This is a genomic window from Arthrobacter sp. D1-17 (assembly GCF_054130535.1).
Genome location: NZ_CP096382.1, coordinates 2,647,622 through 2,667,939 on the forward strand (window position 1 = coordinate 2,647,622; position 20,318 = coordinate 2,667,939).

At 64.7% G+C, this 20,318-nt stretch carries 18 protein-coding genes and 1 tRNA gene; 6 read left to right on the forward strand and 13 right to left on the reverse strand.

The window, feature by feature from the left end; translation table 11 throughout:
* Window positions 1-10 precede the first annotated feature (10 nt).
* Window positions 11-1,132, reverse strand: coding sequence for an ROK family glucokinase (locus M1E01_RS12330; protein WP_457971879.1), 1,122 nt, complete (start codon window positions 1,130-1,132; stop codon window positions 11-13).
* Between the two features lie 170 nt (window positions 1,133-1,302).
* Here M1E01_RS12330 and M1E01_RS12335 point away from each other — a divergent pair, with 170 nt between their 5' ends.
* On the forward strand, window positions 1,303-3,123 hold the full coding sequence (locus M1E01_RS12335) for an AMP-dependent synthetase/ligase (RefSeq protein WP_457971880.1): 1,821 nt from the start codon (window positions 1,303-1,305) through the stop codon (window positions 3,121-3,123).
* 92 nt (window positions 3,124-3,215) lie between these two features.
* On the opposite strand, the gene M1E01_RS12340 is transcribed toward M1E01_RS12335, so the two are convergent.
* Window positions 3,216-6,611, reverse strand: a complete 3,396-nt coding sequence (locus M1E01_RS12340) for a pyruvate carboxylase (protein WP_457971881.1) — start codon at window positions 6,609-6,611, stop codon at window positions 3,216-3,218.
* A 349-nt stretch (window positions 6,612-6,960) separates the two neighbouring features.
* Between M1E01_RS12340 and M1E01_RS12345 the strand changes: the two genes are divergently transcribed.
* On the forward strand, window positions 6,961-7,782 hold the full coding sequence (locus tag M1E01_RS12345; protein WP_457971882.1) for a ParA family protein: 822 nt from the start codon (window positions 6,961-6,963) through the stop codon (window positions 7,780-7,782).
* A 129-nt stretch (window positions 7,783-7,911) separates the two neighbouring features.
* Window positions 7,912-9,066, forward strand: coding sequence for a hypothetical protein (locus tag M1E01_RS12350; protein ID WP_457971883.1), 1,155 nt, complete (start codon window positions 7,912-7,914; stop codon window positions 9,064-9,066).
* 2 nt (window positions 9,067-9,068) lie between these two features.
* Here M1E01_RS12350 and M1E01_RS12355 read toward each other — a convergent pair whose 3' ends face one another.
* From M1E01_RS12355 to gcvH, 5 genes are all read right to left on the reverse strand, one after another.
* Window positions 9,069-9,665: a MerR family transcriptional regulator gene (locus M1E01_RS12355; RefSeq protein ID WP_457971884.1), complete on the reverse strand. Its 597-nt coding sequence runs from the start codon at window positions 9,663-9,665 to the stop codon at window positions 9,069-9,071.
* Between the two features lie 253 nt (window positions 9,666-9,918).
* On the reverse strand, window positions 9,919-10,422 hold the full coding sequence (locus tag M1E01_RS12360) for a bifunctional nuclease family protein (RefSeq protein WP_457971885.1): 504 nt from the start codon (window positions 10,420-10,422) through the stop codon (window positions 9,919-9,921).
* Entirely contained in the window at window positions 10,422-11,138 is a 717-nt protein-coding gene (gene ftsR / locus M1E01_RS12365; protein ID WP_457971886.1) for a transcriptional regulator FtsR, read from the reverse strand. The genes M1E01_RS12360 and ftsR overlap by 1 nt, the downstream gene beginning before the upstream one ends.
* 22 nt (window positions 11,139-11,160) lie before the next feature.
* Window positions 11,161-11,637 carry an FHA domain-containing protein gene (locus M1E01_RS12370; RefSeq protein ID WP_457971887.1) on the reverse strand — a complete coding sequence of 159 codons (477 nt, stop codon included), beginning with the start codon at window positions 11,635-11,637 and terminating at the stop codon, window positions 11,161-11,163.
* A 151-nt stretch (window positions 11,638-11,788) separates the two neighbouring features.
* Window positions 11,789-12,175, reverse strand: coding sequence for a glycine cleavage system protein GcvH (gene gcvH, locus M1E01_RS12375; RefSeq protein WP_457971888.1), 387 nt, complete (start codon window positions 12,173-12,175; stop codon window positions 11,789-11,791).
* Between the two features lie 160 nt (window positions 12,176-12,335).
* Between gcvH and M1E01_RS12380 the strand changes: the two genes are divergently transcribed.
* The 3 genes from M1E01_RS12380 to M1E01_RS12390 all read left to right on the forward strand — a co-directional run bounded on the left by M1E01_RS12380 (window position 12,336) and on the right by M1E01_RS12390 (window position 14,701).
* Window positions 12,336-13,208: an Fpg/Nei family DNA glycosylase gene (locus tag M1E01_RS12380; RefSeq protein WP_457971889.1), complete on the forward strand. Its 873-nt coding sequence runs from the start codon at window positions 12,336-12,338 to the stop codon at window positions 13,206-13,208.
* Between the two features lie 199 nt (window positions 13,209-13,407).
* Complete coding sequence (locus M1E01_RS12385) at window positions 13,408-13,539, forward strand: hypothetical protein (RefSeq protein WP_457971890.1); 132 nt, start codon at window positions 13,408-13,410, stop codon at window positions 13,537-13,539.
* Window positions 13,540-14,278: 739 nt separating this feature from the next.
* Window positions 14,279-14,701 carry a tyrosine-type recombinase/integrase gene (locus tag M1E01_RS12390; protein ID WP_457974954.1) on the forward strand — a complete coding sequence of 141 codons (423 nt, stop codon included), beginning with the start codon at window positions 14,279-14,281 and terminating at the stop codon, window positions 14,699-14,701.
* Here the strand turns inward: M1E01_RS12390 and M1E01_RS12395 are convergent.
* The 6 genes from M1E01_RS12395 to scpB all read right to left on the reverse strand — a co-directional run bounded on the left by M1E01_RS12395 (window position 14,664) and on the right by scpB (window position 20,262).
* Window positions 14,664-14,740, reverse strand: a tRNA-Pro gene (locus M1E01_RS12395). The two genes, M1E01_RS12390 and M1E01_RS12395, sit on opposite strands and share 38 nt — an antisense overlap.
* 139 nt (window positions 14,741-14,879) lie before the next feature.
* Window positions 14,880-16,430, reverse strand: a complete 1,551-nt coding sequence (gene der, locus M1E01_RS12400) for a ribosome biogenesis GTPase Der (RefSeq protein ID WP_457971891.1) — start codon at window positions 16,428-16,430, stop codon at window positions 14,880-14,882.
* A 120-nt stretch (window positions 16,431-16,550) separates the two neighbouring features.
* Window positions 16,551-17,264 (reverse strand): (d)CMP kinase, encoded by a 714-nt coding sequence (cmk, locus tag M1E01_RS12405; RefSeq protein ID WP_457971892.1) that lies wholly within the window; start codon window positions 17,262-17,264, stop codon window positions 16,551-16,553.
* Window positions 17,261-18,370 (reverse strand): prephenate dehydrogenase, encoded by a 1,110-nt coding sequence (locus tag M1E01_RS12410; RefSeq protein WP_457971893.1) that lies wholly within the window; start codon window positions 18,368-18,370, stop codon window positions 17,261-17,263. The genes cmk and M1E01_RS12410 overlap by 4 nt, the downstream gene beginning before the upstream one ends.
* A 3-nt stretch (window positions 18,371-18,373) precedes the next feature.
* A complete protein-coding gene (locus M1E01_RS12415; RefSeq protein ID WP_457971894.1) occupies window positions 18,374-19,585 on the reverse strand; it encodes a pseudouridine synthase in 1,212 nt (403 codons plus the stop codon).
* A gap of 107 nt (window positions 19,586-19,692) precedes the next feature.
* A complete protein-coding gene (gene scpB / locus M1E01_RS12420; RefSeq protein ID WP_457974955.1) occupies window positions 19,693-20,262 on the reverse strand; it encodes an SMC-Scp complex subunit ScpB in 570 nt (189 codons plus the stop codon).
* Window positions 20,263-20,318 lie beyond the last annotated feature (56 nt).

The following is a 20,318-nucleotide window of genomic DNA, read 5'->3' on the forward strand; positions in this document are numbered from 1 at the left end:
CGTGCCGGCGTCAGCTGTGCGTTCGGCTGCTGACCCTTGACAAGTCAGCCGCACCGATAAGCCCGGCGTTTGGACCCAAGGCCGCCAGGGCGATTTCAGCGGCCGGGCGGAAACCGCGGCCAGTGAGGTTGCGGGCGAAAGCCTTCCGTGCCGGTGCCACCAGCAGTTCCCCGGCAGCGCACAGCCCTCCGCCGATCACGAACTTTCCAGGATCAAGGGCGGCCGCCAGATTGGCCAGCCCGAGTCCCAGCCAGTCCCCCACGTCCTCCAGAAGTTCCTTCGACGCAGCGTCTCCGGCGATAGCCAGTTCCGTCACGGTGGCTCCAGTGATGCGCTCGGCGTGGCCGTCAACGGCCTTGAGAAGCTCCTGCGCCACCGGCGAGTTTGCCAGTGCGAGCTCCCGGGCCTCCCGCCCGAGGGCATTGCCGGAGGCATACTGCTCCCAGCAGCCGCGGTTGCCGCATTCGCAGCGGTGCCCGCCGGGCATGATGATCTGGTGGCCGAATTCGCCCGCAACGCCGAAGCGGCCCCGCTCCACGCGGCCGTCCATCACCATGGCCCCGCCAATCCCCGTGCCCAGTGTGATGCACACGAGCCGGTCCTGGCCCTGGCCCGCACCAAAGCGCCATTCGGCCCAGGCTGCCGCGTCGGCGTCATTGGTCAGCATCACAGGGCGCCGAAGCAAGCGCTGGAGGTTATCCCGCAGAGGTTCGTTGCGCCAGGCAAGGTGCGGGCTGAAGAGCACGGTGCCACCGTCCAGGTCCATCCAGCCGGCGGCGCCGATGCCCACCGACCTGATGCGGGCGCCGCGACTGAGTTCCTCCACCAGCTCCACAATGACCTGTTCGACCGCCCGGGGATTGCTCCCGGGCGTGGAGCGCCTGGCTTCCCGGAGAATGCGCCCTTCACCATCAACGACGCCCGCCGCAACCTTCGTCCCGCCGATGTCAATGCCGATGGCCAGGCCATTGGCCGCCGGACGCAGGTGCTGCCGGAGCGTGCGGTAGGGTGCACTTCCGCCCGGCTGGCCAGCCCGGCTTCGCCGCCAAACGGGCCTGGAGCGGGGGGTCGTGCTGAACAGGCGGGCTGTGTCAGTCGGTCCGGACTGTTCGGTCGGCGGGAATGGCTGCATAAGTCCCCATTCTAGGTGCCCCCGCCTGCGGTTTTGCCTCCCGTTCACAGTGGCGCAACCTCGACATCACGTAACTGTTTGTGCTGGTAGCGGGCCTAAGCCCGCCTCGGGCGGCGGGGTACTAAGGTGGTGACTAACCACAGCGGCCTACGGATATCAAAGGAGCTATCGTGCGCGAATTCAGTGTTCCGCCCCTGGTCAACGTCCCTTCGGACTCCAACATCACGGATCTTCTGGTGCGCCAGGCGGCGAAGACATCGAATCCGGCACTCTACTCGCGGCTGGATGCCTCAGGCCGGTGGCAGGACATCACCGCCTCTGACTTCCGCGAGGATGTGTCCGCCCTCGCAAAGGGGCTGATTGCCAGCGGCGTGCAGGCCGGGGACCGGGTCGGAATCATGTCCCGGACGCGGTACGAGTGGGCGCTGGTTGACTTCGCCATCTGGTTCGCCGGCGGTATTTCGGTCCCCATCTATGAAACATCCTCCCCGTCCCAAGTGGCCTGGAACCTCGGCGACTCGGGTGCGGTGGCCGCGTTCGGCGAAGCGGCCCACCACGAAAACGTCATCAGGCAGGCGGCCGCTTCCGAAGGCCTGACCGCCCTGAGCCGGGTCTGGCAGCTCGAGGGCGAAGGGCTAAATGCTCTCCGGGAGGCCGGGACAGATGTCAGCGACGACGAACTTGAGAAGCGGCGGACCACAGCCGGGTTGGGCGACGTCGCCACGATCATCTATACCTCCGGCACCACGGGACGGCCAAAGGGCTGCGAACTGACCCACGGAAACTTTGTTGAACTGACGGAGAACGCGCTGGCCACGTCCCTGCGCCAGATTGTCAACGAGCAGGCGCGGACCATCATGTTCCTCCCGATGGCGCACGTGTTCGCACGGTTCATCTCCGTCCTGGCCGTGGGGGCCGGCGTCACGGTCGCACACACGCCTGACATCAAGCACCTGCTGCCTGACCTGCAGAGCTACAAGCCCACGTTCATCCTCGCCGTACCGCGTGTCTTCGAGAAGGTATACAACTCCGCACTGACCAAAGCGGAAGACGGCGGGAAAGGCGCGATTTTCCACAAGGCGGCGGACACGGCCATCGCCTACTCCCGCGCCCGCCAGGAGGGCAAGGTGGGTGTCGGGCTGAAGATCAGGCACGCCCTCTTCGATAAGCTCGTTTACGGCAAGCTCCGCGCCGCGATGGGCGGCGAGGTCGCCCATGCTGTGTCAGGAGGCGGTCCCCTGGGCGAGCGGCTGGGCCATTTCTTCCAGGGCATCGGCCTGCAGATCCTCGAAGGCTACGGCCTCACAGAGACCACGGCCCCGGTCAGCGTTAACACGCCCGAGCGCATCAAGATCGGGACTGTTGGGGCACCGATTCCCGGCAATACGGTAAAAATTGCGGACGATGGCGAGATCCTCACCAAGGGCGTCTGTGTCATGAAGGGCTACTACAAGCGCGAGGACCTGACGGCTGAGGCTTTCGTCGACGGGTGGTTCCGGACTGGAGACATCGGCCAGCTGGATGCTGACGGCTTCCTGACCATCACCGGCCGGAAGAAGGAAATCATCGTTACGGCCGGGGGCAAGAACGTGATTCCGGCCCTGCTCGAAGACCAGATCCGTGCCGACGCGCTGGTGTCCCAGGTGCTCGTGGTGGGCGATAACCGGCCCTTCATCGGTGCTCTCGTGACGCTCGACGAGGAAGCCCTTCCGGGATGGCTGCAGCGGCATGGGCTGCCCGCTGAAACCACTGTTGCCGAGGCGGCCGACAACGACACCGTGAGGGCCGCAGTGCAGGAATTGATCAACAACGCGAACCATTCCGTTTCGCAGGCCGAGGCCATCAGGTCGTTCCGGATCGTGCCGCGCGACTTCACCGAGGCCTCGGGCCACCTGACCCCGTCCATGAAGGTCAAGCGGGCGCAGGTCATGAAGGACTTCGAACCGGTCATCGACGAAATGTACGCCGCGCCCAGACCCACCCGCGCCTAGCACCCGCACACGAAAGAGCCCCGCCGGAATTCCTCCGGCGGGGCTCTTTCGGTTGGACTGGCCGCTACCCGACCGGCTCCTACTCGACGCTCCTACTCAACGACGAGCAGCAGGTCTCCGCCCTGTACCTGTTCCACAGCGGAGATGGCAATCCGCGTCACCTTGCCCGCAACCGGCGTTGTGATGGACGCCTCCATCTTCATGGCCTCGATCGTGGCGACGGTGTCACCGGCCTTGACCGTGTCGCCGATCCTGACGGTGACCGTGACGGCGCCGGCGAACGGCGCAGCGACCTGTCCCGGTTGGGCGGGATCGGCCTTCTCGGCTGCCTTGACGTTGCTGATCACGGACTTGTCGCGGACCGAGACAGGACGGGACTGCCCGTTGAGCGTGCACATGACGGTGCGCATGCCCTTCTCGTCCGGCTCCGAAACGGCCTCCAGCGAGGCGATAAGGCGGACACCCTTTTCGAGCTGGATCACGTGCTCCTGGCCGCGCTGCAGACCATAAAGGTAGTCGCGGGTGTCCAGGACGGAAACGTTGCCGTAGGTTTCCACGCTCTTCTGGTAGTCCTTGGTCGGCCCGGCGAAGAGCAGGCGGTTCAGCGTCTGCTGCCTGGTCTTTGAGTCACCCTTAAGAGCTGCGCTGTCTTCCGCGCTGAGCTCCGCGTCGCGGACCTTGATGCTCCGCCCCTGCAGTGCCTTGGTGCGGAACGGTTCCGGCCAGCCTCCAGGAGGATCGCCGAGCTCGCCGGACAGGAAGCCAATGACCGAGTCCGGGATGTCATAGTTCTGCGGGTTCTCTTCGAAGTCCGCGGGATCGGCGTTCAGCCCGACAAGGTGCAGGGCTAGGTCACCCACCACCTTGGAGGAAGGCGTGACCTTCACCAGATGGCCCAGGATGCGGTCCGCGGCGGTGTACATGTCTTCGATGGCTTCGAAGCGTTCGCCCAGGCCCAGGGCCATGGCCTGCTGCCGGAGGTTGGACAGCTGCCCGCCCGGAATTTCGTGCTGGTAGACCCGGCCGGTGGGGCCCGGCAGGCCGGACTCGAACGGCGCGTACACGCGGCGCACGGCTTCCCAGTAGGGTTCCAGGGAGCTGACATAGGCAAGGCTGAGCCCGGTGTCGCGCTCAGTGTGGGCCAGCGCTGCAACCAGCGCGGACGCAGAAGGCTGGCTCGTGGTTCCGGCCAAGGAGGCCGAGGCGACGTCGACGGCGTCAACGCCGGCGTTCACTGCCGCAAACAAGGTGGCGAGCTGCCCGCCGGCGGTGTCGTGCGTGTGCAGGTGGACGGGGAGGTCGAACCGTTCCCGGAGTGCCGTCACGAGCTTCGCGGCGGCTGCCGGGCGCAGCAGGCCGGCCATATCCTTGATGGCGAGGATGTGCGCGCCTGCCTCGACAATCCTGTCCGCCAGCTGCAGGTAGTAGTCCAGCGTGTACAGCTTTTCATTCGGGTCCAGCATGTCCCCGGTGTAGCAGAGCGCCACTTCGGCGACGGCGGTACCCGTGGCGCGCACGGCGCGGATGGCCGGAGCCATCTGGTTGACGTCATTCAGCGCATCGAAGATGCGGAAGATGTCAATGCCCGTGGCGGCCGCCTCGTTGACGAAGGCCTCCGTCACTTCCTCCGGGTACGGTGTGTAACCCACCGTGTTCCGGCCGCGGAGCAGCATCTGCAGGCAGATGTTCGGCATGGCCTTACGCAGCGCAGCCAGGCGGTCCCAGGGGTCCTCGCCCAGGAAACGCAGGGCGACGTCGTAGGTGGCGCCGCCCCAGGCCTCGACCGAGAGCAGTTCCGGCAGCAGCGAGGACACAGCGGGTGCGGCGGCAACCAGGTCCCTGGTGCGGACGCGGGTGGCCAGCAGCGACTGGTGCGCGTCGCGGAACGTGGTGTCCGTGACCGCCACGGCCGTCTGCTCACGCAGGGCACGGGCGAAGCCTTCCGGGCCCAGTTCCTGTAGGCGCTGGCGCGAGCCCGGCTGCGGCTCGCTCCCCTTCACGACCGGAAGCTTCTCGGCAGGATCGGTGTGGACTGTGAGCTCACCGTTTGGTTTGTTGACGGTGACCTCAGCCAGCCAGGTCAGCAGCTTCGTGCCGCGGTCCGCTGAAACGCGGGCCTTCAGCAGCTGGGGGCGCTCATCGATGAAGGATGTGGCCACGTTCCCGGCGATAAAGTCCGGGTCGTCCAGCACGGCCTGCAGGAATGAGATGTTCGTGGATACGCCACGGATACGGAACTCTGCGAGGGCACGTCGGGCCCGGGCCACTGCGGCCGGGTAGTCCCGGCCGCGGCAGGTGAGCTTGACGAGCATGGAGTCGAAGTGGGGGCTGATTTCGGCACCCGAGTAGACCGTGCCGCCGTCGAGCCTTACACCGGCACCGCCGGCCGAGCGGTAGCCGGTGATCTTTCCGACGTCGGGGCGGAAGCCGTTGGCCGGATCCTCCGTGGTGATGCGCGACTGCAGCGCCGCACCCTTAAGGAATACCGTCTCCTGCGACAAGCCGAGGTCGGCCAGAGTCTCGCCCGAGGCGATCCGCATCTGTGCCTGCACCAGGTCGACGTCGGTAACCTCTTCGGTGACCGTGTGCTCCACCTGGATGCGGGGGTTCATTTCGATGAAGACGTGCTGGCCGGCGCGCTCCCCTACCGTATCCACAAGGAACTCCACGGTACCGGCGTTGACGTAGTTCAGGGCCTTGGCGAATTTGACAGCGTCGCGGTACAGGGCCTGGCGGATGCCCTCGTCGAGGTTGGGCGCCGGGGCGATCTCGATAACCTTCTGGTGGCGGCGCTGGATGGAGCAGTCACGCTCGAAGAGATGCATGACGTTGCCTTCGGCGTCGGCCAGGATCTGCACTTCGATGTGCCGGGGACGGAGCACCGCCTGCTCCAGGAACATGGTGGGGTCGCCGAATGCGGCGTCGGCCTCGCGCATGGCGGACTGCAGCGCTTCGGGCAGCGCTTCGCGGGTGTTGACCCGGCGCATGCCGCGTCCGCCGCCGCCCGCAACCGCCTTCGCGAAGATCGGGAAGCCGATTTCGTCCGCTGCGGCGATGAGCTCGTCGAGGTCCTTTGAGGGCGCGCTTGACTTCAGGACGGGGACGCCGGCCTTGCGGGCAGCCTCCAGGGCGGCAACCTTGTTGCCGGCAAGTTCCAGGACTTCAGCGGGGGGGCCGACGAAAGTAATGCCGGCGTTCTTGGCGGCCCGGGCCAGGTCCGGGTTCTCCGAGAGGAAGCCGTAGCCGGGGTAAATGGCGTCGGCTCCGGATTCCTTGGCGACCCGGATGACCTCGTCAACGTCCAGGTATGCGCGTACGGGGTGGCCCTCTTCACCGATGAGGTATGCCTCGTCGGCCTTCTGGCGGTGGATCGAGTTACGGTCCTCGTTGGGGAACACGGCGACTGTCTTGGCGCCGAGTTCGTAGCCTGCGCGGAAAGCACGGATTGCGATCTCGCCGCGGTTGGCCACCAGAATCTTGGAAAACATACTTCTCCTGCATCATCGCGGGTGGTTCGGTAAGTGTCGTCACAGTGTGTAAGACGCGCGTATTGAAACACAAATCATTGTGTCCACCATCACAAATTATCCGTCATTTCGAGGCCACAATCATGCTGTGCTGGCCCCAGCAGCGGTATCCGGACAACGTCCGGCAGCCGGGCCGGCGGACAGTCGGCAACTGCCTGCCCACTAAGCCATGCGCCGGAGGCAGATAAAAAGGGTTTGGGCACCCGGTCAACATATGATGGGTGGGGCGGCGAACCCTGTCCCCGTTCCGGCAGGACCGGAGCAGCAACTACCCGAACACGGCAACCGGCGTTAGGTATTGGTTTTTCAAGTGCAAGTAGTCAGCATCAGCAGCCTCAAAGGCGGTGTCGGCAAGACATCCGTCACAACCGGATTGGCGTCTGCGGCACTGGCCGCCGGTATCCCCACCCTCGTTGTGGACCTGGATCCCCATGCCGATGCCAGCACAGCCTTGGGAGTGCAGCCGAGCGACAAGCTGGACATCGGCCGGATGCTGAAGAATCCACGCAAGGCCAAGCTTCCCGAAAACGTAGTGCCCAGCGGCTGGACCACGCGGGTGGCAACCAATGGTTCCGCACCCGCCGTCCTGGACGTCGCCGTGGGCTCGGCCTACACCGGCATCTACGACCGCCCGGACCTTGGCAAGAGGGACCTTCGCCGGTTGACCGCGGTGCTGGCTGGAACGGACACATACCAGTTGGTACTCGTGGACTGCCCTCCTTCTTTGAATGGCCTGACGCGCATGGCGTGGTCGGCAAGTACCAAAGTGGCCCTCGTGGCAGAACCAGGCCTGTTCTCCGTGGCCGGCACTGAGCGCACAATGCGCGCCATCCAGCTCTTCCGGCAGGAATTCGCCCCTAACCTCACACCGGCAGGCATCGTGGCCAACCGCGTTCGTACTGGATCCTCCGAGCACGCGTTCCGGCTGGCCGAGATGCAGTCCATGTTCGGTGATCTCCTGCTCGCGCCACACATCCCGGAGCAGGCAAACTGGCAGCAGATCCAAGGCGCTGCCCACTCCATCCACCACTGGCCGGGCGACTCCGCCAAATCAACCGCGGCCCTCTTCGACACTCTCCTGGCCAATCTGATGTCCGCGGGCAGGGCGAACCGCAGCCGGGTCAACCGCTAGGGGCCACGGCCATTGACTTTGACGACGGCCGCTCTATAGCATTGCGGCTCCGGATACGGCCAGCGGAAGCCAGCCGTAGTCCGGAGCCGTTTAGAGTCCCTCGTCGTCCGCCTCCCCGCAGGTGCCATCATGAGAGCAAATGCCACACGGGCCGCGGCGCTGGCGCTTGTCCTCCTGGTGGTCCTGTTGATGGCCTGGGTTTCCACAGTGAGCCGGTCGACCCCGTTCACCCGCTACTACATCAGCGCTCTCGGTAGTGACAGCAACTCCGGAACTTCCCCCGATTCGCCCTGGCAGTCGCTAACGAAGGTCAATACAACGACTTTCAATCCCGGCGATTCCATAAGTTTCCGCAGGGGTGATGAGTGGGCGGGCAACGTCGTTCTGGACGAAAGCGGCACCGCGGACTCGACGATCAGGTTGAACAGCTACGGAAGCGGGAATTTGCCCACGGTGACCAGCGGGGAGGGTGGAAGCTGCTTCCGACTGAACGGCAGCTACATCGAGGTGGAGGGTCTGCGGGCCACAAACTGCGGGTACGCGGGCTTCAATGTGTCCGGCGACTACGTTGCGGTGAAAAATTCCGAAGCCTCCGACAACGCCGCCGGAATCAAGGTGGGCACAGGCTCTGACTTCAGCACCTACTCCAACAACGTCCTGAAAAACAACAACGTCATGAACGTCAATACGCCCGGACGTCAGTGCGGCACGGCGGAGGCGACGGACTGCACCGATGACTCAGGAGCCTTCGGCGTACTGATCAACGGCAACGACAACGAGTTTTTCGGCAACACCGTCACCGGCTCCACGGCTGCCTCCTTCGACTACGGCATGGACGGCGGCGCCTTCGAGATCTACGACGGCAGCCGCAATAACATCCACCACAACCACGCCATCGACAACAACGTGTTCTCCGAAGTTGGCCGTTCTGACGGCGCGGCCGACGGCAATGTTTTCCGCTACAACCTGGTCCGCTCCACGTGCGGCGCGGACTGCGCCGAGGCGGTGGGACTGATCATCCGTGGCCCGGATTCGCAGTACGGCCCTACCAACAGCACCACTTTCGAATTCAACACGGTCTGGCTGAACGGCAGAAACTCCCGCGGTGTTGTCTGCCACGCGTCCTGTCCATCCACGACGGTTATCCGCGACAACATCCTGGTGGCTGTTCGGGACGCCCTCTGGCTGGATGGATCCGGGTGGGTCGAGCAGCATAACGTCGTCAACGGACCCAGCAACGTCCCGCTGGACAGCACCTCGTCGACCGTCCCGCAGGGTTCGTAAACCTAGCCGATCTTGCGCGCCGCGCGGCGCTTGCTCAGTTCGTCATCCGGGAAGTTCTGCTCGGAGGCGTGCTCGCTCGGCAGAGAGGCAAGGCTGCCTTCAACTTCACGCCAGACACGTCCGACGGCGATGCCAAAGACGCCCTGACCGCCCTGCACCAGGTCGATGACTTCGTCGGCGGAGGTGCACTCGTAGACACTGGCGCCATCGCTCATAAGGGTGATTTGCGCCAGGTCTTCAACGCCCCGCTCACGAAGGTGTTCCACGGCGGAGCGGATCTGCTGCAGCGATACGCCGGTATCAAGCAGACGCTTGACCACCTTGAGGACGAGGATGTCACGGAAGCCGTAGAGCCGCTGCGATCCCGAGCCGGCGGCACCGCGGACTGCGGGTTCCACCAGGCCCGTCCGGGCCCAGTAGTCCAGTTGGCGGTAGGTGATGCCCGCCGCCTTGCAGGCGGTGGGGCCCCGGTAGCCTGCATCTTCGTCCAGCACCGGAAGGTCCTCAGTGAAGAGAAGGCCCTGAGCGCCACTTACAGGCACAGCTACGCCGGCCGTCGAAGACTGCTTCAGCTCGCCTGCTTCGCCTTTCGGACTCACGTGGATCCTCCTTGTCATGAGCTCCCCTGGGGAAGTCTGCCGCAACAGCCCTACAGACATGATGATCACGACGAAGATCATGCGTGTAATTTGGCCGGAGTAGCACTTTCCAGTGTGACTTGCGCGGCTGTCGTATGCAATGGGAACTTGGTACCTTCGACGTTAGGCCCGCCGCGGCCCAAGGTCAAAGACCCTGCGCCCATATAAACGGCGTGTCGAAAGTTTCAGCCTTAAGTTTAACCTTAACGTTACCTCAGCCGTCGAAATCTTCCGGTTCCACGTCGTCCAGGAACTCGCGGAACTTTCGCAGTTCGCGCTCCTCGTCGACGGCGGGACCCGGCTCGGTGTCCTCCCCCTCGTCGTGTTCGGTGATCCGTACACCGGCCTCGTCCATGACTGAATCCGCGCACCAGATACGGCACTTGGCCCTGAGCGCAATGGCCAGTGCATCGGACGCCCGGGAGCTGACGGTTGCGCCGTTATCAAACTGGAGCTGCCCGTAGAAGATGTTGTCTTCCACAGCCACAATGTTGACGCTCACGACGGAGTGCCCCAGCGTCTCGACGACGTCCACCAGAAGGTCGTGCGTCATGGGCCGCGGCGGAACCACGCCCTGCTGTGCCAAGGCGATGGCACTCGCTTCCGGCGTGCCGATCCAGATGGGCACGTGCCGTTCGCCGTGCATCTCGCGCAGCAGGACCAGGGGCTGGTTGGAGGGCAGCTCTATCCGGACGCCCACAATCTCGACTTCGATCATCAGATTTCCATCCGTGAGATACGGTCCTGGACCAGAGCCCGGTGCAGCGTCAGGCAGAGGTCACTGATTTCGCGGGCCGCCTCGGCTGCCCGTGCCTGCGAAGCTGCGTCCCTGCGGGATGTCAGCGTCGCCACTGCCCGTTCCACCAGTCCGAACTCCCGCTCGGCGGCAGCCTGGAAGGGACGGAGATGACGGGGCTCCAGTCCGTGCCCCTCCAGTTGGACGCAGGCGCGTGCCACCTGCAGCGCGTGCTCATCGAACATGCCGTTCGTGTGGCCGATGAGGCCGAAGCTCAGCAGCGACTGCACCAGCGGAACGCTCGCGCCGGACTCCGCCCGCAACTGCTCCTCACTGAGCTTGCGTGACTTGTTCTGCAGCTCAGCTGCAAGCTCATCGGAAACAATCCGCGGGGAAACGGTGACACCCGGCGGAAGGTTCTCCGGCCGCTCACCGCGGTCAATGGCGTCAAGGTAGTCCTTGATCACCTTTAAGGGCAGGTACTGGTCGCGCTGCAGCGACAGGACAAAGCGCAGACGTTCGACGTCGCCATCTGAATACTGCCGGTAGCCGGCAGGGGTGCGCCGGGGATTGATGAGCCCCTTTTCTTCAAGGAATCTGATTTTCGACGCCGTCATGCTCGGGAAATCGTCGCTCAACTGAGCGAGGACCTCCCCGATATTCAGGACCAGGGGTCCCCGGCGCTCCGGTTGTGCCATTGCCACAGGCAGCCGCTCCGAATCAGACGCGTCCTGCTGTGCGGGCAGGGCTCAGGTAGAAGGTGAGTCGGAACTTGCCGATCTGGACTTCGTTTCCGGACTTCAGCTCCAAGCTATCCACGCGGTCATGGTTGACGTAGGTGCCGTTGAGGCTGCCCGTGTCCACGACCTCGAAGCTGCGGGCGGTGCGGCGGAACTCGACATGGCGGCGCGAGACGGTCACGTCGTCAAGGAAAATATCCGCATCAGGGTGCCGTCCGGCCGTGGTGACGTCGGAGTCAAGCAGGAAACGGGCGCCCGCGTTGGGGCCGCTGTGCGCTACCAGCAGTGCCGAACCGGCCGGCAATGCCTCTACGGCAGTCCTCTCCTCGGGCGAAAGCTTGGGCACGATCGTCGGCTCGTCACGGACGGGAGTGAGGTTGATCGAGGTTGTCTCCGAAGCCCTGCCCACGCCCGTGCCGTAATCACCGCTGGTGTGGTTCTGTTCGCCGCCAACCATGGATTCCTCCTCCTTCGTTGCAGATGTCCCCCTGCAATCAACGCGTATCGTCCGGAAACTGCCTGGCAGCTCCGGGTTCGCTGTCCGCCGCCCGGACCACTGGAATCAATACGATGAAATCCATGGTCCGGTCCGGCGGGAACAGCTAGCTTTAGCCTACCTGTTGTTCGTACTCGGATGCACTGAGCAGGGAGTCCACTGCATCAGGTTCCGCGAGCTTGACCTCGATGAGCCAGCCGTCGCCGTACGGATCGGAATTGATGAGGGCAGAATCCGTGTCAAGCGCGTCGTTCCGGGCAACAATTTCACCGGTCACCGGAGCGTAGATATCGCTGACGCTCTTGGTGGACTCGACCTCGCCGATCACGTCGTTCGCTGTGACAGTAGTCCCGACTTCGGGCATCTGGGCGTAGACGACGTCCCCTAGGGCGTCCTGGGCGAAGTCGGTGATCCCGACCCTGACCACTCCGTCGGCATTCGGCGCGGACACCCACTCGTGTTCGGCGGTGTAGGACAGATCTGAGGGAATGTTGCTCATCAGGGGCCTTTCATCGGGTCAATCACCAATGTCAACGGCGGCGCAGGAACAAGCCACCGCTGAAAGTATAGACACAAGCCCCGGACCGCAAAGGGGACCGAAACAGCGTTAGGCCAGCTCAGGCGCTGACACGCCTCGGTCGTTGTGCCAGAGTTGGGGCATGCCAGAACTACCCGAAGTAGCGGGCCTGACAGCCTTTCTCGGCACACACCTCCAGGGCGCCGTGCTGACGAAACTTCAGGTCCTTTCCGTGGCCGTCCTCAAGACCGCTGATCCGCCCTACACGGCCCTGGAAGGCCGCACGGTGGCCAGCGTCCGGCGCTTCGGCAAGTTCATTAGCCTGGAGGCCGGCGGCCTTTACTTCGTTTTTCACCTGGCGCGGGCGGGCTGGGTGCGTTACACGGAGTCTCCCTCGGAGGTGCCGCTGCGGCCCGGCAAAGGCCCCATCGCCGCACGGCTCACGTTTGCGGGACAGGACGGCGGCCATTTGGGGGTCGATCTCACCGAGGCAGGCACCAAGAAGAGTCTCGCTGTCTACGTGGTAACGGATCCCCATAAGGTACCGGGAATTGCGGCCCTTGGACCCGACCCGCTGGACCCGCGGTTCAGCGTCGAGAACCTGCAGGCCATCCTTGCTGCCAGTCCCCACCAGATCAAGGGCGTCCTGCGGAGCCAGAACGTGATGGCCGGAATCGGCAACGCCTACAGCGACGAGATCCTTCACGCTGCAAGGATCTCGCCGTACACCATGGCTCATTCGCTGGACAAGGAAACCGCGCGGGTCCTCCATACGGCCATTCATGACGTTCTCGGGGCCGCGGTGCAGGAGGCACTGGGCAAGGCTCCGGAAGACCTGAAGGACACGAAGCGCGGCGGCATGAACGTCCATGGCCGGGCCGGGCTGTCATGCCCGGTGTGCGGGGACACGGTCCGTGAAGTGTCCTTCGCGGACACAGCCCTCCAGTACTGCCCCACCTGCCAAACGAAGGGCAAGGTCCTGGCGGACCGCCGGACGTCCCGTTTCCTGAAATAGCTGGCTTTGGCTGCACCAACTGAGGCTGTGCTGCCGAGGATCGCTGTTAGGGCAGGAAGTGTCGGAGGTCATAAGCAAGTCCTGCGCATTAACCGCCACTGCGAAATCTGCACACCACGGGTTTCCCTCGACAGGGCAAACCAGCCGCACCGGTCCACACCCCAAACGGGCGTACCACTCTGGTGCCCTCGGAGGAAGAGTGCACCGAATCCTGAAAGACGGAGGCATTCCCATCAAGATGCTCCAGGAAGACGAAGCCGGAGAAACTGCCATCCACAAGGACGCGGGTAACTGCTTCCTTGATGTGAAGGCCGCAAACTTCGGCTCCTGAACCATTGCCATTGAGGAAAAGAAGTAGCGTTTTCCCAAGGTGCTTTAGGCAGGAAGAACCCCCGTCAGCCTCTCTGGCCTGGCCGGCGGGGGTTCTTGACGTTCAAGCAGCCCCCCGCACTCTGGGGGGACACGCGAGGGGCTGCCGGTTATGACGCTACGCCGCGGTACTTAATCCCTCAACTTGATAAGGCTGCTGCGTGGTTACAGGGCGTTTACTTGCATGGCGTATGCTCCCTTTACCGCCCGCCCTAGCGGCCAGTTGCTGGATCTACGGCGGCGGTAGGTGGCGCGCCCCGGGTAAATGGGGGACGGGGCGAGCCACCGCCAAAAGCTGCGCCAATGTTGACTGTTCCTTGATGTGCCGCCCGTACACTCCATAGCAGCCGCCGCATTGGATGCACGCCTTCCGCGGCGGCGGTTAGGTAGCCCGCCTTCACCCCCAATGGGGCGGGCTGCCGCTTTCAGTAACCGAGGATTGCGGGACAGTTCGGTTACGGGTCAGGGTCCGCCGGGGGGCTACGGGCCGGCAGTAGGTGGTCCGCTCCGATGCAAGGGGGCGGAGCGGACCACCTCCACTCAGTTATGGCAGAAAAACGGTCGAAAGGACCGTTAGTAGCTAGCTCCGCTGAAGGCGTATGCCCCCTCGGCGCTGGGAGCAATGACGCCCACGGACATCCGGACCTATCACATCGTTGACTTCCTGACGGAGCACAGAGACCGGCAGGGGTGCCGTGACGGTGCGGCGTGTCGCCGCGGCTCCGGAGGGCCGAGCTTGTTACGCGACGCGGCTCTCCGACAAGATCCGGGTACAGGCCGGACTCGCGACACCCACCCTGCACGGCTCCCGGCATGAGCATGCTTCCCTACTTATCGCGGGCGGCGCTGACATGTCGATTGTGTCCAAACGGCTGGGGCATTCCAACCTGGCTACGACGTCAGACCTGTACGCACATCTGGTTTGCCTCCGCCAGCCGATACGCAGCCGAGAACGCGTCCGCCTTGGTGCCGTCCAAGAAGCCGATGCACACGCACTGCACACACGAGTCGGTATTTCGGTTCGAGGGCAAAGAAAAAACCGCCCCATCACCGGGCAAGATCCCAGTAATAGAGCGGTTTTTCAGCTGGTCGGGCTGACAGGATTTGAACCTGCGACCCCTTGACCCCCAGTCAAGTGCGCTACCAAGCTGCGCTACAGCCCGTCAGTTCTGCCGTTCTCCGCTGCCGTGAATTTCAGAAGAATTTCACTTCAGCAGTCCGGCCGAACCACCTCCAAAAGCTTACACGATTCCGGAGGGTGCCCGTGACAATTTCGGTTGTCACGGGCCGGGTGTGTCGAAATTAACGCTTCTTTCCCCGCTTTTCACGGACACGCATGCTGACTTCAATGGGTGTTCCCTCGAAGCCGAAGGTTTCCCGAAGCCGGCGGGTGATAAACCGGCGGTATCCCGGGTCGAGGAAGCCAGTGGTGAAGAGGACGAACTTCGGTGGGCGGCTGGAGGCCTGGGTGCCGAAGAGGATCCTCGGCTGTTTGCCGCCGCGCACCGGGTGCGGGTGCGCCGCCACGAGCTCGCCCAGGAACGCGTTGAGCCGTCCGGTCGGGATGCGCTTGTCCCAGTTCTCCAAAGCAACATCCAGTGCGGGCACGAGACGATCCTTATGCCAGCCGGTCTTGGCTGAGATGTTCACGCGCGGAGCCCACTCAACGTGGGCCAGGTCCTGCTCGATTTCACGCTCCAGGTAACGGCGGCGCTCATCGTCAAGAAGGTCCCATTTGTTGAACGCAAGCACCAGGGCGCGACCGGATTCGATGGCCAGCTGGAGGATGCGGACGTCCTGCTCGCTGAGCACCTCGTCCACGGCGAGAAGCACGACGGCGACCTCCGCTTTTTCAAGCGCGCTTTGGGTCCGCAGGGAGGCGTAGAAGTCAGCGCCCTGCGCCATGTGCTGGCGGCGCCGAATACCAGCGGTGTCGACGAATCGCCACGTGCGTCCACCGAGCTCGATGAATTCGTCCACCGGGTCCCGGGTTGTACCGGCGATGTTGTCCACCACCACCCGTTCGGAACCGGCCAGCTTGTTCAGGAGGGATGACTTGCCCACGTTCGGGCGGCCAATCAGCGCCACACGGCGGGGGCCGCCGGAGCGTTCGACGCCTTCGATCGTGGAGAATTCCGGAAGCGTGTCCATGACGTGGTCCAGCAGGTCCGCCACGCCGCGGCCATGCAGTGCCGAGACGGGGTAGGGCTCGCCGAAGCCGAGGCCCCACAGGACGGCGGAGTCCGCCTCCTGCGCAAAATCGTCCACCTTGTTGGCCACCAGGATGACCGGTTTCCTGCTCCGGCGCAGCATCTTCATGACTGCTTCATCGGTCGCCGTCGCGCCGACTGCGGAGTCAACGACGAACAGCACCGCGTCGGCGAGCTCGACGGCCATTTCCGCCTGCTCCGCCACCCTGGCGTGGATGCCGCGGGCATCGTGCTCCCACCCACCGGTATCCACAAGAGTGAAATTGCGCCCGTTCCAGTTGGCGGAGTACATCACACGGTCACGGGTCACACCCGGCGTGTCCTCAACGACCGCCTCGCGGCGGCCGAGGATGCGGTTAACCAGGGTGGACTTGCCGACGTTGGGACGGCCGATGATCGCCAGGACGGGGTCCAGCTTGACCGGACCTTCCTGGTCCTCGTCGTCGTAGTGGCCGCTCAGAAGGGCGGCGTCTTCGTCGTCGAGTTCGTAATCTTCCAGCCCGGCCCGGAGCGAGGCCGCACGGAGTTCGGCCTCGTCATCGTCCATGGCGGCAAGGTGCTCGGCCACTTGGTCGGCGCCGGTGGGCGTGTATTCATCTTCGCCGGCGCCTGAGCGGCCGGACGTTTGAGTGGTGTCGCTCATTGCATTTTCCTTAGTGGTGGTCTGCCGGCGGCCCGGCTGCTACGTGAAGTCTGTTCGCCCTGTCCATTGAAGCACGCCCGTTTTTCCCGGTTTCCGGCTGGCGGCGGCTCAGGGACGGGGTCACTCATGGTTGATCACTTTGGTGACAATCCGCAGCGCGGCCGCCACGGTCTGTTCAAAATCCAGATCGGAGGAATCCAGGGTCACCACGCCATCCGCGGCCTGGGTGAAGTTAACAACCGTGGAGTCCTTCGCGTCGCGCTGGGTCACCTGGGCGGCAAGCTGCTCGGCGCTTTGCGTGCCGCCGAGCTGGATTCCGCGCCGGCGCAGCCGAGCCTCTTCGCTGGCTGTCAGCAGCATCCGGACCTCGGCCCCGGGCACGACGACGGTGGTGATGTCCCTGCCTTCCACCACCATGCGGCGGTGGTGCTTTTCGATCAGCTCGCGCTGCCGGCGAATTAGTTCGGTCCGGGCGCCGAGCGTAGTGGCCACAGCACTGACGGCTGAGGAGATTTTCGGCTCCCGGATCGCTTCGGTGACGTCGGTTCCGCCCACCCGCACGTACTCCTCGTGGGGCCAGGTGCTGATGTCGAGCGGAAGGTCTTCCGCGGCCAGCTCGACGGCGGAGGCATCACCGAGGTCGGTGGCGCGGTCCAGGCAGTACCAGGTCAGGGCACGGTACATGGCGCCGGTGTCGAGGTAGGCGAGGTTAAGGCGCCGGGCCACTTCCTTGCTCACGCTCGACTTGCCGGATCCCGAAGGCCCGTCGATGGCAACAACCAGCGGGCGGCCCAGCCGGAGCGCCGGCATGGTGTCAAGAAGTTCCTGTGTCACTGCAATACCCGCCATCCACGGTCGTTAAGGGCTTCGATGAGGAGATCATGCCTGTTCGGCAGAACGGACAGTTCCACCATCCCGACGTTCTGTCCGGACGAGTGATCCAGCCGTAGGTCCTCGACGTTGACACCGATCTCGCCGATTTCTGTCAGCAGGCGGGCAATTTGCCCCGGTCGGTCGTCCACGAGCACCGTGAGCCACGAGTAGGCCTGGGGCGGGCCGCCGTGCTTGCCCGGGATGCGCGCCTGGCCGGCGTTGCCCTCGCTCATCAGCTGGGCAAGGTCCAGCCGTGCGCCGGGCGCTGCGGGGTCCTCCAGCGTGCCGATCAGCCTGTTCAGGTCTTCCCGCACGCCGTACAGGATCTCCACCACCTTGCCGGCGTTCGCTCCGAGGATCTGCACCCACAGAGTCGGATCGCTGGCGGCAATCCGGGTCACGTCGCGGAGCCCGTTGCCCGCGAGGGACAGCGCAGGCAGAGGCGTGCCCTGCAGCCTACTGGCCAGCAGCGACGACATCACCTGGGGCAGATGGGACACCAGCGCCACCGCTTCGTCGTGCTCTTCGGCAGAGAATTGCGATACCAAGGCGCCAAGGTCGGTGGCGAGGGCCCGGGCAACCTGCAGCGACACGGCGGACGATTCCTCCGAGGGGCAGACCACCCACGGCATCGAGGTGAAGAGCTCCCCGCGGGCTGCCACCGGCCCGGACTTCTCGCGCCCGGCCATGGGATGGGTGCCGACGTAGCGTCCAAGATCCACGTTCCGGCGGCGCAGCTCCGCCTGGATGGCCGCCTTGACGCTGGCAATGTCCACCACGGTGGCGCCAGGGTATTCGGACAGCGCACGCTCCACGACATCGGCCGTCACGTCCGGCGGGGACGCCACGACAACGAGTTCGGGCTGCTCCCCGCCCAGCGACGTGAGGGGCTGGCCAGCACCGATGTCGACGGCGACGGCCTGGTTGGTGGGCGACGGATCGGAGAGGTAGACGGCAACGCCGCGGCCGCGGAGGCCGAGGCCGATGCTGGTCCCGAGCAGGCCCGTGCCGAGAACAACGACAGGGCCGCGCAGGTGCCCGCGGCCGTGATTGCGGAATGCCGACATGCCCTAGAGCCCTACGGATGCCAGCAGGTGGCCGACTTCCTGCTTGCCGAGGTTGCGGATGCTTCCCTGGCGCTGGTCCCCCAGCCCGATGGGGCCGACCTTGACGCGCACCAGGCGCAGCACAGGGAAACCGACCGCGTCGAAGAGCCGGCGCACGATCCGGTTCTTCCCGGAGTGCAGGACCACTTCGATCAGCACGTGGCCCGGGGTCGAGTCCACAAGGCGGAAGGAGTCTACGGAGGCGATGCCGTCTTCCAGCTCGACGCCGGCCTTTAGCTGGGCGCCGACACCCTGGGGGAAGGGCCCGCGGACCTGGACCAGGTACGTCTTGGGCACCTCATAGGAAGGGTGTGTCAGGCGGTTGGCAAGTTCGCCGTCGTTGGTCAGCAAAAGCAGCCCCTCGGTGGCGACGTCGAGGCGTCCCACATGGAAAAGCCGTTCGCCCTGGTTGTTGCGGATGAAGTCGCTGATGCAGGGACGTCCCTCAGGGTCCTCCATGGTGGAGACAACACCCTTGGGCTTGTTGAACACCATGTAGACCAGGGTGTCATCGAGCTGGATGCGCAGGCCGTCCACGTGGATCACGGCGGTCTTGGGATCAACACGAACGCCGAGCTCGGTGACGACCTTGCCGTCGACCTCCACGCGGCCTTCGGCGATCATCTCCTCGCAGACGCGGCGTGAGGCAACGCCGGCGGAGGCCATGACCTTCTGCAGGCGGACGCCGTCGGCGTCGTGCACTTCCGACTGCGGAACGTCGCCGCGCGGGCCGCGCTTCCGGGAAGGCTTGCGGACAGGGCCGAGGTTCTGCCCGAAGCGTTCGCTTCCGAAGGCACGCGAAGCGGCCGTCTTGGGCGCTCCGGCGCGAGGCTTGGGCTTGAGCGCGCCGGGAGTGCCCGGGGCCTTGCCGGCACCAGGCTTGCGCGCCGCGGTTTTGCGTGCGGCCGGCTTGGCTCCGGTCTTCCGCTCCGCGGAGAGCCTGCCGCCCTGGCCGGCAGCCGCAACGTCGGGATCGACGAAGCGCTCCTCGCGGGGCTTGGGGGCCCGGTGGGAACGGTCGCCGAACGGCCGGTCGCTTCCCTTGGAGAAATCGCGCTGTCCTGAACCGAATCCGGTACCGCGCTGGCCTCCCCGGCCGCCCTGCCCTGCAGCGCGCTCCGGACCCTTACGCCCTGAACTGTTACGTGGTGAACCCTGGCGTCCCGCCTGTGTCATGACCCGTCCTTTGTTATGTTGAGCGGCAACGGTTGTCCAAGGACAACACTAGCCAGCCCTGCAGATTAAATCTGCCCTGGTAAATACTGTTCCGCAGGCATAGGCGCCTACATTCTTCCGGCGTCGTAGAACTCTTCGATTCCATCAAGCCCCGGAAGGTGCGGTGAGATCTGAGGCAACTCCGCCACCGAGCCGATCCCCATGCGTTCAAGGAAATACGACGTCGTCCGGTACAGGACGGCGCCCGATTCCGGATCAGTTCCGGCATCCTCGATCAGCCCGCGCTGGGTCAGGGTCCGTACGACAGAGTCAACATTGACCCCTCGAATTGCAGACACCCTGGCCCGCGAAACGGGCTGCCTGTAGGCGATGACGGCGAGCGTTTCAAGCGCTGCCTGCGTCAGCCTGGCTGTCTGGCCCTCCAAGACGAATGCTCCAACGATGTCGGCGAATTCTGCACGGGAGTAGATGCGCCAGCCACCGGCGACGTTCCGCAATTCAAAACCCCGGGGGCTGGAGGTAAGGCCAGCATCACTGGCGATTTCCATATCCGGGGCTTTAACAGTATAGCCGTCATACTCGCGCTGCAGGTCCAGCAGCAGCTGCTCCACCGTTTCGACGGTGAGGTCCAGCCCGGCGGCCAGATCCGTGGCGGACGCCGGCTGGTCCAGCACCATCAGTACGGCTTCCAGGGCAGCCCGGGCACCGCCGGGAAGCGCCGCCAGATTAACTG

Bases quoted from the DNA above. Each gene is read 5' to 3' on its own strand.
- M1E01_RS12330 (WP_457971879.1), bottom strand. From the start codon at position 1,132: ATGCAGCCATTCCCGCCGACCGAACAGTCCGGACCGACTGACACAGCC.
- M1E01_RS12340 (WP_457971881.1), bottom strand. From the start codon at position 6,611: ATGTTTTCCAAGATTCTGGTGGCCAACCGCGGCGAGATCGCAATCCGT.
- M1E01_RS12350 (WP_457971883.1), top strand. From the start codon at position 7,912: ATGAGAGCAAATGCCACACGGGCCGCGGCGCTGGCGCTTGTCCTCCTG.
- M1E01_RS12360 (WP_457971885.1), bottom strand. From the start codon at position 10,422: ATGATCGAAGTCGAGATTGTGGGCGTCCGGATAGAGCTGCCCTCCAAC.
- ftsR (WP_457971886.1), bottom strand. From the start codon at position 11,138: ATGGCACAACCGGAGCGCCGGGGACCCCTGGTCCTGAATATCGGGGAG.
- M1E01_RS12370 (WP_457971887.1), bottom strand. From the start codon at position 11,637: ATGGTTGGCGGCGAACAGAACCACACCAGCGGTGATTACGGCACGGGC.
- gcvH (WP_457971888.1), bottom strand. From the start codon at position 12,175: ATGAGCAACATTCCCTCAGATCTGTCCTACACCGCCGAACACGAGTGG.
- M1E01_RS12380 (WP_457971889.1), top strand. From the start codon at position 12,336: ATGCCAGAACTACCCGAAGTAGCGGGCCTGACAGCCTTTCTCGGCACA.
- der (WP_457971891.1), bottom strand. From the start codon at position 16,430: ATGAGCGACACCACTCAAACGTCCGGCCGCTCAGGCGCCGGCGAAGAT.
- M1E01_RS12410 (WP_457971893.1), bottom strand. From the start codon at position 18,370: ATGTCGGCATTCCGCAATCACGGCCGCGGGCACCTGCGCGGCCCTGTC.
- M1E01_RS12415 (WP_457971894.1), bottom strand. From the start codon at position 19,585: ATGACACAGGCGGGACGCCAGGGTTCACCACGTAACAGTTCAGGGCGT.
- scpB (WP_457974955.1), bottom strand. From the start codon at position 20,262: ATGGTGCTGGACCAGCCGGCGTCCGCCACGGATCTGGCCGCCGGGCTG.